The 12,512-nt window shown below is 72.6% G+C and carries 12 protein-coding genes; 8 read left to right on the top strand and 4 right to left on the bottom strand.

Going from position 1 to position 12,512, the window contains the following annotated elements:
* Positions 1 to 404 precede the first annotated feature (404 nt).
* The 3 genes from ACFV9H_RS08410 to ACFV9H_RS08400 are packed head-to-tail and all read left to right on the top strand — an operon-like array spanning position 405 to position 3,090.
* Positions 405 to 1,370 (top strand): RimK family alpha-L-glutamate ligase, encoded by a 966-nt coding sequence (locus ACFV9H_RS08410; protein ID WP_385395084.1) that lies wholly within the window; start codon positions 405 to 407, stop codon positions 1,368 to 1,370.
* Entirely contained in the window at positions 1,367 to 2,185 is an 819-nt protein-coding gene (locus ACFV9H_RS08405) for a RimK family alpha-L-glutamate ligase (protein ID WP_385395081.1), read from the top strand. The genes ACFV9H_RS08410 and ACFV9H_RS08405 overlap by 4 nt, the downstream gene beginning before the upstream one ends.
* A gap of 50 nt (positions 2,186 to 2,235) precedes the next feature.
* Positions 2,236 to 3,090 (top strand): DMT family transporter, encoded by an 855-nt coding sequence (locus ACFV9H_RS08400; RefSeq protein WP_385395079.1) that lies wholly within the window; start codon positions 2,236 to 2,238, stop codon positions 3,088 to 3,090.
* 48 nt (positions 3,091 to 3,138) lie between these two features.
* Here the strand turns inward: ACFV9H_RS08400 and ACFV9H_RS08395 are convergent, their stop codons facing one another.
* Positions 3,139 to 3,828: a TetR/AcrR family transcriptional regulator gene (locus tag ACFV9H_RS08395; protein ID WP_385395077.1), complete on the bottom strand. Its 690-nt coding sequence runs from the start codon at positions 3,826 to 3,828 to the stop codon at positions 3,139 to 3,141.
* Between the two features lie 98 nt (positions 3,829 to 3,926).
* Here ACFV9H_RS08395 and ACFV9H_RS08390 point away from each other — a divergent pair, with 98 nt between their 5' ends.
* The 3 genes from ACFV9H_RS08390 to ACFV9H_RS08380 all read left to right on the top strand — a co-directional run bounded on the left by ACFV9H_RS08390 (position 3,927) and on the right by ACFV9H_RS08380 (position 8,054).
* Positions 3,927 to 5,693 (top strand): ABC transporter ATP-binding protein, encoded by a 1,767-nt coding sequence (locus tag ACFV9H_RS08390; RefSeq protein WP_385395074.1) that lies wholly within the window; start codon positions 3,927 to 3,929, stop codon positions 5,691 to 5,693.
* A complete protein-coding gene (locus tag ACFV9H_RS08385; RefSeq protein WP_385395071.1) occupies positions 5,690 to 7,405 on the top strand; it encodes an ABC transporter ATP-binding protein in 1,716 nt (571 codons plus the stop codon). The genes ACFV9H_RS08390 and ACFV9H_RS08385 overlap by 4 nt, the downstream gene beginning before the upstream one ends.
* A gap of 133 nt (positions 7,406 to 7,538) precedes the next feature.
* Entirely contained in the window at positions 7,539 to 8,054 is a 516-nt protein-coding gene (locus ACFV9H_RS08380; RefSeq protein WP_385395068.1) for a hypothetical protein, read from the top strand.
* Positions 8,055 to 8,124: 70 nt separating this feature from the next.
* Here ACFV9H_RS08380 and ACFV9H_RS08375 read toward each other — a convergent pair whose 3' ends face one another.
* Positions 8,125 to 8,643 carry an ATP-binding protein gene (locus ACFV9H_RS08375; RefSeq protein ID WP_385395066.1) on the bottom strand — a complete coding sequence of 173 codons (519 nt, stop codon included), beginning with the start codon at positions 8,641 to 8,643 and terminating at the stop codon, positions 8,125 to 8,127.
* 186 nt (positions 8,644 to 8,829) lie between these two features.
* Here ACFV9H_RS08375 and ACFV9H_RS08370 point away from each other — a divergent pair, with 186 nt between their 5' ends.
* On the top strand, positions 8,830 to 9,789 hold the full coding sequence (locus ACFV9H_RS08370) for an alpha/beta hydrolase fold domain-containing protein (RefSeq protein WP_385395063.1): 960 nt from the start codon (positions 8,830 to 8,832) through the stop codon (positions 9,787 to 9,789).
* Between the two features lie 107 nt (positions 9,790 to 9,896).
* Positions 9,897 to 10,655, top strand: coding sequence for a phosphatase PAP2 family protein (locus tag ACFV9H_RS08365; RefSeq protein WP_385395060.1), 759 nt, complete (start codon positions 9,897 to 9,899; stop codon positions 10,653 to 10,655).
* A 291-nt stretch (positions 10,656 to 10,946) separates the two neighbouring features.
* Here the strand turns inward: ACFV9H_RS08365 and ACFV9H_RS08360 are convergent, their stop codons facing one another.
* Both ACFV9H_RS08360 and ACFV9H_RS08355 read right to left on the bottom strand, forming a co-directional pair.
* Positions 10,947 to 11,378 (bottom strand): GNAT family N-acetyltransferase, encoded by a 432-nt coding sequence (locus tag ACFV9H_RS08360; protein WP_385395057.1) that lies wholly within the window; start codon positions 11,376 to 11,378, stop codon positions 10,947 to 10,949.
* A 93-nt stretch (positions 11,379 to 11,471) separates the two neighbouring features.
* Positions 11,472 to 12,479, bottom strand: a complete 1,008-nt coding sequence (locus ACFV9H_RS08355; RefSeq protein ID WP_385395054.1) for a LacI family DNA-binding transcriptional regulator — start codon at positions 12,477 to 12,479, stop codon at positions 11,472 to 11,474.
* Between the last annotated feature and the right edge of the window lie 33 nt (positions 12,480 to 12,512).

Below are 12,512 nucleotides of genomic sequence, written 5' to 3'. Positions count from 1 at the left end.
CGACCTTACGGATCACGTGAAGGGCGGGCTGAACGGACAAGCCCCGGACCTTGAGTTCCGCGTAGGCGAAGGACTGCAATGCCATGCGGGTGCGGTCCCGGTCGTTCTCACGGCTCTGAGCCGGCAGGGAAAGCCAGTTCCGCTTCCAGCGCCGCCGTCTCCTCGGGCGACGGCAGGAGCTTGACCTGCACTACGATCCTCACCCGATTGACTGTGGCGTCGGCGCCCGGCCGGGTCGTCCTTGATCGGGCCTCCCGCACTCGGGCGAGGGTGGGAAGACATGCGGGACGCCCAGCGATACTCGTACAGGTGGACCGATCGTCACATTGGGGTTCATGACATCCTGTGACGTCACAACTCGCCGGACGGGATCGGCGGACGTCCGGGGAATATGGGGAAGGTCCATGAGGCTCTGCTTCCTGGTGGAGGAGCACTACCGCCATGACGGCATGCCGAACGAGGTGATCCGGCAACTGACCGCGTGGGGCCACCGGGTCGACGTGGTGCGGCCGGGCGGATCGTTGCTGCGCATGAGCGAGGCGGTCGACGCGGGCGCGCACGACGCCTGGGTGCTCAAGACGGTCTCGGGCGGGCCCGGGCTGACCCTCCTCGAAGCCGCCGCCGCGGCCGGGATGACCACGGTCAACGACGCCCGATCGATCCGGGGGGTACGCGACAAGGCCCTGGCCGCCGCCATCGGGCGCGGGCAGGGGCTTCCGCTGCCGGTCACCTACGCGGTGGCGCTCCCGGAACTGCTGCGGGAGATACCGGCTGCGGAGTACCCCCTCGTCGTCAAGCCCGCCGACGGCAGTTCCGGGCGGGCCGTGCACCTGGTGTCCTCGCCGGAGCGGCTGGAGGCGATGCTCCCCGGGCTCGCGGGCGAGGGCATGCTCATCGCCCAGCCGTACGTGCCCAACCGCGGTACGGACATCAAGGTGTACGGGGTCGGCGGGGAGCTGTTCGCGACCGAGCGCTGCTCCCCGCTGCACCCGGACGCCTCGGTGCCGGAACGGCGCGTGCCGCTGTCGCCGGAGGTCGCGGAGATCGCCGCGCGGGTGGGGGTGGTGTACGGGCTCGACCTGTACGGGGTCGACGTGCTGCTGGGTCCGGACGGGCCGGTGGTCGTCGACGTGAACGACTTCCCGAGCTTCCGGCAGGTACCGGACGCGGCCTCGCGGGTGGCCGGAGCGGTGCTGGAGCTGGCACGGGCCGGCTCGGGCGGGCGCCCCGCTCCGGCCGCCGCCCTGCCGTACACGTTGCCGGTGTCGATTCCGGTGCAGGCGACGTCGGCGCAGGTCTCGTCGGGCCAGGTCACCTCGGGCCAGGTCTCCTCGGCGCAGGTCGCCGCCCGGGCGGGGGACGGCGCGTGAGGATCGGCCTGATCACCCCGGAGCCCGGGCATCCGCTGCTCGCGGCCGCCACCGCCCTGCTGGCGCCGGAGCACACCGTCGAGGTGCTCGACCCGGCATCGCCGGCCGGAGCACCCGCACGCCCCGCCGACGTGTACCTGCTGAAGTCGGGTACCGAGCGGGCGCTGGAGCTCGCGCGGGAGCTGGAGGCCCGGGGGGCGGTGGTGGTCAACTCCGCGGCGGCCACCGCCCTGTGTCAGGACCGGACCCGGATGGCGGAGCTCGCCCTGGGCGCCGGTCTGCCCTTCGCCGACACCCGCACCCACGGCTCCCTCTCGGCGTGGGCGTCCGACGCCGCGCTGCCCGCCCCCGTGGTGGTCAAGAGCCGGCGCAACCGCCGGGGCGACCTGGTCGCCCGGGTGGACGACGGCTCCCGGCTGCGGCAGTTGGCGGAGGTCTGGCGGCACGAGCCGGTCGTGGTGCAGGAGTTCGCGCCCAACAGCGGCTGGGACCACAAACTCTGGGCGATCGGTGACGAGGTCTTCTGCGCGTTGCGCCGTTCCGAGCTGTCGCCCGAGGGCCGGGGCGCCACCCGGTCGCTGCCCCTGGACGAACTGCCCGCGGGCTGGGCCGATCTGGTGCGGGAGACCGGCGCGGTGTTCGCGCTGGAGGTCTACGGCGTGGACATCATCGACGTCGGGGACGGCACGCCGCTGATCGTGGACGTCAACGCCTTCCCGGGGGTCCGCGGTCAGGCCGGCGCCCCGGAGGCGCTGGCGGCCCTCGCCCTGCGGCGCGTGACCGGGCGGACCGGTCGGGCCCACGCCACCCGATAGGCGCGGGTGTCGCGGCCCCGACCGACGGGGGCATCGGTGAGGATCGGGGCATGGGCGTCGTCCTGCCGGTCTTCTTCGCGCTGTTCGCGGCGTTCTCCAACGCGCTCGCCACCGTGCTCCAGCGGCGGGCCGCGCTCACCGTGCCGCAGAGCGACGGCTTCCGCTTCGGCCTGATCCTGGACCTGCTGCGGCGCCCGCTGTGGATCGGCGGGATCCTCGCGGTCATCGCGGCCGGGGTGGGCCAGGCCGTGGCGCTGGGTACCGGCGCGCTGGCCCTCGTACAGCCCCTGTTCGTGATGGAACTGCCGCTGGCGCTGCTGATCGCCTCGCTGTTGGGGCGTCAGCGGCTGCCGGGGGCGTTGTGGGTGGCGGTGGCGGTGCTGGTGGCCGGGCTCGGGGTCGCGATGGCGGCGGCCTCGCCCGAGGGCAACCGTACGGACGTCCCCTTCGACCGTTGGCTCCTGGCGTTGGCGGCCTGCGCGGTGGCCGTCGCCGCCCTGGCCGTGGCCGGACTGCGGCGCCCGCCGGGCCGGGCGCGGGCCGGATGCCTCGGCGCGGCCACCGCCGTCTGCTACGCGCTCACGGCGGCCCTGATGAAGTCCGCCGTGCACGTCCTCGACGAGGGCGGCCTCGGCGCGTTCCTGACCGCCTGGGAGACGTACGCCTTCGGCGCGACCGGCATCTGCGCCCTGCTGCTGCTCGAACACGCCATGCAGGGCGGTCCGCTGGTCGCCTCCCAGCCGGCGCTGACCCTGGGGGACGCGAGCGTCAGCGTCGCGCTGGGCGTGTTGCTCTACGAGGAACACCTGCGCTCGGAGTGGTGGCTACTCCCCCAACTGTTGGGCGTGGCCCTGATCTGCGTGGGCGTGCTGGCCCTGGCCCGGGCGGGTGAGGGGGCGCCGTGAGGGGAGGCGCGTCCGGTCTTCTCGTGGTGGCCGGTTCGTGGTTCGCGCTCAACCGACGCCACGGGCAGTGGCCGGTGTGACCTGCGCGAGCAGTCCGTCGACGAACGTGCGCAGCCCCTGGGGGTAGATGTCCCGTGCGGCCAGCGCGGCCCAGCGGACGCCGATGGCGGCCAGGTGGGGCACCTGGGAGGGGTCCAGGTCGTCGCGGTAGGCGAAGGGCCGGCCTTCGTCCCGTCGGCGGGCGGAGTGGGCGCGGACGAGGACCTCGCCGACGGTGTAGTACCAAAGGCTGCGGAAGACGTCGACGCTCTGTTCGCGCGTGCATCCTCGGTCGTGGGCGCCGGCCACGATGGCTTCGACCATCCACATCGCCGATTCGTCGAGGAGACCGACGAAGCCGTCCGCCGAGAGGACCTCCGCGGCCCACGGCCAGGCCGCGAGGGCGTCGTGCAACGCGGTGGCGGCCGTGACGATACGGTCCCGCGGGTCATCGGGCAGCACGGGGCGCTCGATCCCGGTGATGTGGTGATTGAGCATCAGGACCAGCAGGTCGTCCTTGTTGCGGATGTGGTGGTACAGGGTCGTCGCCCCGATGCCGAGCTCGGCGGCCAGCTTCCGGATGGTCAGCTTCTCCCAGCCGTCCCGGTCGATGAGCCGGCGGGCCGCCTCCTGGATCTGCGCACGGGAGGTCACGGGCGGCCGGCCGGTGCGGCCGTGCGGTGCGGGCGGTCGAGGCATCGTCCCATCATGCCGTCCCGCCGTACCGCGCCGCGAAGCCGTCGCGGGCTCGGCCGTTCGTGTTCACGGCGACACCGACTCGATGCTACTTTCGGAACATGTTCCGAAACTCGTTTTTACGACCCTACGGCTGGACCTTCGCCGCCGTCGTGGTCCTTCAGGTCATAGGCGCCGTCGCGGGCCTGGCGCCGCTGTTGGCGGTCGTCGAACTGGGTCGTGCCCTGTTGTCGCCCGGTCCCGTCGATCGGGCACACGTCTGGATCGTCGTGATCGCGGGTGCGGCGGGCATGTTCCTCCGGCTGCTGTTCACGGCCGCGTCCTCCGGCATCGGGCATCTCCTCGACGGGCGGGTGCAACTGGCGTTCCGGCGGCAATTGGCCGCGCGACTGGGACGCGTACCGCTCGGCTGGTTCGCACGGCGCCGGACCGGCGAGCTGGCCAAGCTGGTGGGCGAGGACGTCAGTGCCGTGCACCCGCTCATCGCCCACACGCCCGGCGAGCTCGTCTCCGCGTTCGTGGTGCCGCTGGTGTCGCTGGTCTACCTGTTCGCCATCGACTGGCGGCTCACGCTGATCGCGCTGGTACCGGTGGTGGTGGCCCTGGCGATGGTCCCGCTGTTGATGACCCCGGCCCGGGTGCGCGAGCAGCGGGAGTTCGACGCCGCCATGGGACGGATCTCGAGCTCCGTCATCGAGTTCGTCCAGGGCATCGCGGTGGTCAAGGCGTTCGGCGGGGCCGAGCGCTCCCACCGCAGGTTCGTCACGGCCACCGACGAGTTCGTCGGCGTCTTCCGCCGGTGGGTGCGCGGCGTCTCGGGGCCGGCCGCGGCCATGCAGCTGGCGCTGTCACCGCCGTTCGTGCTGCTGGTCGTACTGATCGGCGGTACGGCTCTGATCGCGGACGGCAGCCTGGCCCCGGCTGACCTGCTGCCCTTCCTGCTGCTGGGACTGGGCCTGACCGCTCCGGTGGCGGCCCTCGGCCACGGCTTCGACGAGGTGCAGACCGCCCGGCGCGCGGTCGGCCGGATCCGCGACGTGCTCGGGGTGCCGGTGCTGCCGGAGCCCGCGCACCCGCTCGCGCCACAGGGTCACCGGGTGGAACTGCGTGACGTCCGGTTCGGCTACGAAGCCGATCACGAGGTGCTGCGCGGGATCGACCTGGTGCTCGAACCGGGGACGGTCACCGCGGTCGTCGGACCGTCGGGCAGCGGAAAGTCCACGCTCGTCCGGCTGTTGCCGCGGTTCTTCGACCCGACGCACGGTTCGGTCGTCCTCGGCGGTGTCGACCTGCGCGAGCTCGGCAGCCGGGAGCTCTACCGGACAGTCTCCTTCGTCTTCCAGGACGTCTCCCTGCTGCGCGCGTCGGTGGCGGACAACATCGCGCTGGCGGCACCCGACGCCGACCTCGACGACGTGGTGCGCGCCGCCCGACTGGCGAACATCCACGAACGGATCCTCGAACTCCCGCGCGGATACCAGTCGGTGATCGGCGAGGATGCCGGACTGTCGGGTGGCGAGGCACAGCGGATCTCGATCGCCCGCGCGCTGCTCGCCGACACGCCCGTCCTGGTGCTCGACGAGGCGACCTCCTTCGCCGACCCGCAGACCGAACAGGCGGTGCGCCGGGCACTGGCGACGCTGGGCGACGACCGGACGATCCTGGTCATCGCCCATCGTCTGGAGACGGTCGCCGATGCCGACGCCGTCGTGATGCTGGAGAACGGGTCGATCGTCGAACGGGGCGAGCCCGCCGAGCTGTTGGCGCGGAACGGAAGGTTCGCCGCGTTCTGGCGATCCCACCGACCGGCGACGGCCGACGAGATCCGACCCCACGTGGGCGCACTGCGAGGAGAGGGGTCCCGATGATGCGCATGCTGCTCCGCGTGCTGGGACACGAGTACGCCCGACCGCTGCGCCGCACCGTGGTCCTGATGACGACCACCGCGATCGCCGAGGGCGTGTCCTACGCACTGCTGGTTCCACTGCTGCGGGCACTGTTCGGGAGCGATCCCGGCGCCGCCCGACCCTGGCTGATCGCGTTCGGGGTCGCCTTCGCGCTCTACGCGGTGCTGCGCTACCGCAGCGATCTGTCGGGATTCCGTGTCGGGGCGGCGCTCCTGGGCGGTATGTACCGCCGTCTCGGCGATCACCTGGCCCGGCTGCCCGTCGGATGGTACGGCGAAGGCCGCGTCGGGGAGCTGTCCGTACTGGCCGGACGCGGCGTCCTGCAGGCCATGGCCGTGATCGCGCACCTGCTGGCACCGTTCGTCTCGGCCTGCGTGACTCCCCTGACCATCGTTGCCGTGATGCTCGTCTTCAACTGGCAGATGGGCCTTGCCGCGTTGGCCGCCGTACCGGTCGTGGCGGCGATCCAGATCCGGACGGGACGCTCGATGGCCGCCGGTGATGCGGAGCGCGCCGAACGCGACCGTGAGGCCACCGGGAGGGTCATCGAATTCCTCCAGGCCCAGCCGGTGCTGCGGGCCGGCGGCCGGACCGGCGAACGATTCCGGCTGCTCGACGACTCGCTGCGTGAAGTCCGGCGCGCCTCCCGCCGCTCCACGCTGTCCGCGCTGCCCGGTGCGGTGGGCCTGACGCTGGCGGTGCAGGCGATGTTCACGGTGTTGCTGGTGCTGGGCGCCCACCTCGCGCTCGGCGGGAACATCGGCGCGGCGGAGGTTCTGACGATCCTGGTGCTGGCCGCGCGCTGCGCCGATCCGCTGTTGTCGCTGTCGGACATCGGCGGCAAACTCCGCGGGGCCCGGGCCGAACTGGCGAGGCTCGACGCGGTACTGCGCACCGAACCGCTGCCCGAGCCTCGCGAACCGGTCCGGCCGGACCGCCATGACCTGGAGTTCGACTCCGTCGCCTTCCGGCACGGCGACCGCACGGTGATCGACGGCCTCTCCTTGTCGTTGCCCGACGGGCAGCGGCTCGCCGTCGTCGGGCCGTCGGGGGCGGGAAAGAGCACCCTGCTGGAGCTGCTCGCACGGTTCCACGACGTGGACGCGGGCGCGGTGCGCGTGGGCGGCGTGGACGTGCGCGACATCGACACCGGGTCGCTGATGTCGCGGATCGCCTTCGTCTTCCAGAACGTCTACCTCTTCGACGGCACGATCGAGGAGAACGTGCGCCTCGGCCGTCCCGACGCGGACGACGCCGAGGTGCGGGCGGCGGCGACCGCGGCCCGGTTGGACGACGTGATCGAGCGACTGCCCGACGGATGGGCGACGAACGTCGGCGAGGGCGGCGCGCGGCTGTCGGGTGGTGAGCGCCAGCGCGTTTCGATCGCGCGAGCGCTGCTGAAGGACGCGCCCATCGTGCTGTTGGACGAGGTCACCTCCGCCCTGGACCCGGTGAACGAGGCGGCCGTCCACGAGGGCATCGAGCGCCTGATGGCGGGCCGGACGGTGGTGATGGTGGCGCACCGGATGCGGACCGTCCAACGCGCCGACCGTGTCGTCTTCCTGGACGCGGGCCGGATCGCGGAGGAGGGCAGCCACGACGAACTGCTACGCCTCGGTGGCCGCTACGCCGCCTTCTGGCACCTGTCCCTGGCACCGGAGGCGAGCGGCTGAGCCGGTTCCCATGACGTCGGCGCCGGGGGCAAGGGCGGGACTTTGACGACAGGGCCACAACTAGCTCCCCGCGCCGACGTGGCGGCGCACCGCGGCCCGCTGCCAGTCGGTGAGGTGAATGACGATCCACGACATGACGAAGAACGCCACCACCCCTGCCGCGAAGTGCAGCGCCACTCGGGTAGGTGAGGTTGCGCGCGCAGACGATGACCCAGCCGGCCGCGGCGACGAACGACAGTGTGGACAGTGCCGTGTTCACGAGGAAGAACACGAAGCCGTTGCCCAGGCGACCCTCGACGCACGGCACGACGGTCTCATCGAAGAACACCCGCAGCCGCATCCGCTCGAAGGAAGGCCCGACGGCGGCGATGCCGGCCAGTGCCACGATCAGGATCAGGGGTCCCAGCGCCTGGTGTCCGTTCCCCTGCGCCGCCTTCATCGCGTACCGGAGCACGAGGATCACCGCGAGGGCGAGGGGCAGCAGCAGGGCGAACAGCATGTGCCGCCAGGTGTCGCGCCGGAACGGCAGGGCGAGCAGTGCGCCGAGGCGTTCACGGAGAGCCGTCGCGGACGGGGTGGCCGCCTGGGCGGAGCCCTGAGGGTGCGTCATGGCGGCATGCCCCCCCGGCGAAGTGGATCACGACAATGAGGTTTCCCATGCCGGACGGCACCCTTGGGCTCGCCCGGGCATCGCCCGCGTCGGTGGGGCGGCGCCTCGATCAGGGAGCAGCGGGGAGACGAGCGCAAGGCGTGTCGAGTCGCGCCCGACCGGCAGGAATGCGCACCCGGACCGACTTCCCGAACTCACCCGCCACGACCGTGAGTTGACCACCCAACTCGGCCGCCAGCAGCTGCACGATCAGCAGCCCGCGCCCGCCCTCGGCCTCCGGATCGCCCTCCGCGCCGAGAGAGGGCAGCCGCGGCAGGGCGGCGCCCTGGTCGGCGACCTCCAGGCGCAGCCAACCCCCGCCGGAGGTCAAAGCGACCCGCATCCGGCCGGCGCCGACGTGCCGGACGACGTTGCCGACGAGCTCACTCACGGCCAGCAGCAGACCGTCGGCCTCGTCGACGGAGATCCGCCAGCCGGTGAGGATGACCCGCACCCGCGCCCTGACCTGCGGGACGTGGGCGGCGACGGGGTCGGTGACCCAGTGGACGAAGCTGCGGACCGAGGGGACCAAGGGGACCGAGGGGACCAAGGGGGCCGCGGGGTCGGCGGCGGTGGCGATGTGGTGCATGACGTGCTCCCGGGGAGGGAAGGCGCCGCGACCGCTGCATGACTCGTGTAACCAACCCGGAAGCTTGATCGCCCCAGGGCTTGTAGTCAGCGGAAATGCGTCGCTAGAGTCTTGATTACACGTGTAACACGCTACGCCCCTCCCGGCGCTTCCGACAAGCATTTCGGACAAATTGAAAGGCCCTCGATGACGCAATCCCCTCCGGCCGAGTTCGACATCGCCGACATGACCTGGCCCCCACCGCCGTACCAGGCTCCCGTACCGCCCGTGACGGGCGCGGACGGCGTGCGCCACTTCCACGGGGTCACGTACGCGACCACCCCCGGCTACCGACCCCGGTTGCTCGATGTGCAGGTCCCCGCCGGCGAGGGCCCGTTCCCCGCGGTCGTCTGGATCCACGGCGGCGGCTGGCTGGACGGCGACCGCCGCTACCCGCCGCCGACCGTGCCCGCCGCGCTGCTGCACGGGGCGGTGCTGGGAGCCGGGCTCGCCCTGGTCTCCATCGACTACCGGCACAGCCTCGAAGCGCCCTTCCCGGCCCAGTTGCACGACGTGAAGGCCGCGATCCGGTACGTCCGCCGGTTCGCCGGCGACCTCGGCATCGACCCGGAGCGCATCGGCGTCTGGGGCGAGTCGGCGGGCGGCCACCTGGCCGCGCTGGCCGGGCTCGTCGGCCCCGGCAGCCCGGACGGCCCGGCGTTGGAGGGCGCGCACGGCGTCGGCTCCGGCGCGACCGGGGTGCTGGCCGTCGTCGACTGGTACGGCTGCTCCGACCTGGTCGCCCTGTCCGAGCACCCGATGCCGCCGATGCCGTCCGGTGTCGAGTTCCCCGACCCCTACGAGGCACTGCTGGGCGCCGCCGCGTCCGCCTCCGGGTTCCCGGCGCTGGCGCGGGCCGCGAGCCCGGTGACGTACGCCGAGGGCTCGAACCCGCCGCCGTTCCTGCTGGTCCACGGGACCCGGGACGGCCTGGTCCCGTACAGCCAGAGCGAGTCCCTCGCCCAGGCGCTGACGCGCGCCGGCGGCGAGGTCACCCTGCGGCCCGTGGACGGCGCCGACCACATCTTCCTCGGTTCCCCGGACATCGCCTCGATCGTCGCGGAGAGCGTGGCCTTCCTCGCCGGGCACCTCGACGCCCGGGCCTGACCTCCTTTCCCGGTGGGGGCGCGGCACGTGCGGCGCCCCCACTCACCCCTCACCCCGCACACAGCACACACGGGTCGCGGCCACTCCCGCGGCCGCGAGAGGCAGTCATGTCCAGCAATCCCGCCCCCACCCTCCGCCCCTCGAGAGCCAGATCCACCAGATCCGCCAGATCCGCCGGCCGACCGGCGAAGCGCGGCACGGGCGTCCTCGCACTGGCCCTCGCGCTCCTGGGAGCGGCCGGGGTGTCCGCCCTCGTCGTCCGCTCGGACATCACGGATCCGCCCTTTCAGGGCCTGGACGACCGCTGGCTGTCCTGGATGGGCGGCCCGCACGACGGGATCTACGCGGCCGTCGCCTCGGCGCTGAACTGGTTCGGCGGACCCGTCGGGGCCCTCGTCCCGCTCTCCCTGCTGATCCTGCTGCTGGTGCGCCGGCGCCTGGTGTCCGCGGGCTTCCTGCTCGCCGTGTACCTGGGCGGCAACCTCCTCGTCGTGCAGTCGCTCAAGCACCTGGTGGACCGGCCCCGCCCGGCGAACCCGCTCGTCCGCGTCGACCACGGCTCCTTCCCGTCCGGCCACGCGGCGACGGCAGCGCTGCTCGTGGTGGTCGTCGGCGTCCTACTGGTCCCGGCGGCCAGGCGGCGGGCGTGGTGGCTCGGGGGCGCGGTCTTCACGCTGGCCATGATGTGGAGCCGTACGTGGCTGCACGCGCACTGGCTCACCGACACGGCGGCCGGCGCGGCCGCCGGGGCGGGGGCCGGGCTGCTGGCGTGGTGGCTCTTCCAGCCCGCCCTCGCCCGCGAACGCACCCGCGCCGAGGACCGCTGGGAGGCGGCCGTGGGCACTGCGGTGCCGGACGCGGGGTAGCGAGCAGATCGCACCCGTCGGGAAACGGCACCAGGTCGGGAACGCCCCGCGGTGGATCCGCACGACCGGCGCCATCGGCGAATTCTCATGCTCTGGTCACGACGGCCACGGCTCCTCGGCCGGCCGGCGCAGCGGACCGCCCACCGAGCTGTCCCGACACGTCGCTCACCCGCACGCGGGCGCAGCCTCACGGTCTCTTTTCGGAGGGGCACGACCTCGGGAAACAGCTCTTCGACGTCCACGGGACGCGGGGGCGCCCGGCGGCCGACCATCGGCCGGGATCCCCCCCCCTCACGGCGCGGAGCTCATGATCATCAGCTTTTCGGGATCGGGGAACGGCACGAACCCGGCCTTCGCGTAGACCCCGTGGGCGTCGAGGGTGGACAACATCACGCGCTTGAGCGCGTAGGGCGCGAGATGGTCGCGGACGGCTTCGGCCAGCCATGTGCCGAGGCCCGCGCCGCGGTGGTCGCGGTCGACGTACACGTCGCAGAGCCATCCGAAGGTGGCCAGATCGGTGACGACTCGCGCATAGGCGACCTGACGCCCTTCCCTGTCGTAGACGCCGAAATTGACCGAAGCCCGAATCGACTGCTCGACCGTCGCCCGGCTGCGGCCCAGCGCCCAGAAGGCGTCCGTCGACAGCCAGTGGTGCACGAGGTCGACGTCCAGTCGATCCGGATCGACGTCGACCTCGTACCCGTCTTCCCTGCGAGTGATCATGCGACGGAATGGTAGTGCTCGGGGTTGTCCGCGGTCAGAGATCGATTCCGTGCCAGGCGCCACACGCGGTCGGCCAGGGGGCGCAAGGCGGGTTCAGGACGTGCCGCGGTGGACGAGTACGGCCTCCACCGGCGGGACCAGCGGCGCCTTGCCCGATTCGATCAGGGTGTGCACCGTGTCCGCGATCAGCGCCGGCGACGGCAGGTCGAGGCGGATCGTGGTGAGCGGGGGCTCCTGGAGGGTGGAGAGGACGAGGTCGTCCGAGCCGACGACGGCCACGTCGTCCGGCACGGCGATGCCCTCCGCCCGCAGCGCGTGCATGAGCAGGGCGGCGTACTCGTCGTTGTAGGCGAAGACCGCGTCCAGGCCCAGGCTCGGCCACCGGCGGGCCAGCTCCGTAGCGGAGTCGCGCGTGTAGGCCAGCTCCACGGGGGTGACGGTGGCCATGTGGCGGGCCGCGACGGACTCCGCTCCCGCGAGGCGGGGTTGGGCCAGGGTGCCGAGGCCGCGTTCCCGTGGCAGGACCACGCCGATCCTGGTCCGGCCGCGGGCGATGAGGTGCTCGGCGGCGGTGGCACCGATGCGGGCGTGGTCGAAGCCGATGGTGTGCACGCCTTCGACGGGGCGGGCCGCGAAAGCCAGCAGGCCGCGGACCCCGGCGCGGGCGAGGAGTTCGGCCGCCTGGGCGGTGAAGCGGTCGCCGTCGAGGGCGACGACGGCCGCCGGGCGCAGTTCGGCCCAGGCCCGGGCGGCGTCGATGGGGTCGGCGAAGCGGCCCGCGTGCAGCACGGCCGTGTAGCCGCGCTGGTCGAGCTCGCTGTGCAGGTCGTCGACCCAGTCGCTGACGAGCCGGCCGACCGCGGAGATCGACGCGGGCATCAGGACCAGGTTGCTGCGGCCCGCGCGCAGGGACCGGGCGGCGGCGTGCGGTACGTATCCGAGCTGCTTGGCCGCGTCGAGCACGCGGGCGCGGGTGTTCGCACTGACCCGGTGGCCCTGTGTGTCGTTCAGGACGAAGGAGACCGTGGCCCGTGACACCCCGGCGAGGCGTGCCACGTCCGCGCTGGTGATGGACGTGGGGACGTGAGCTTCTTTGGTCATGACGTCCCTCGACGATCCTCTTGCCGCTCGCTC

This window comes from Streptomyces sp. NPDC059874 (assembly GCF_042731135.1).
GTDB lineage: Bacteria > Actinomycetota > Actinomycetes > Streptomycetales > Streptomycetaceae > Streptomyces.
This window is presented reverse-complemented; position numbering and strand designations above follow the sequence as displayed.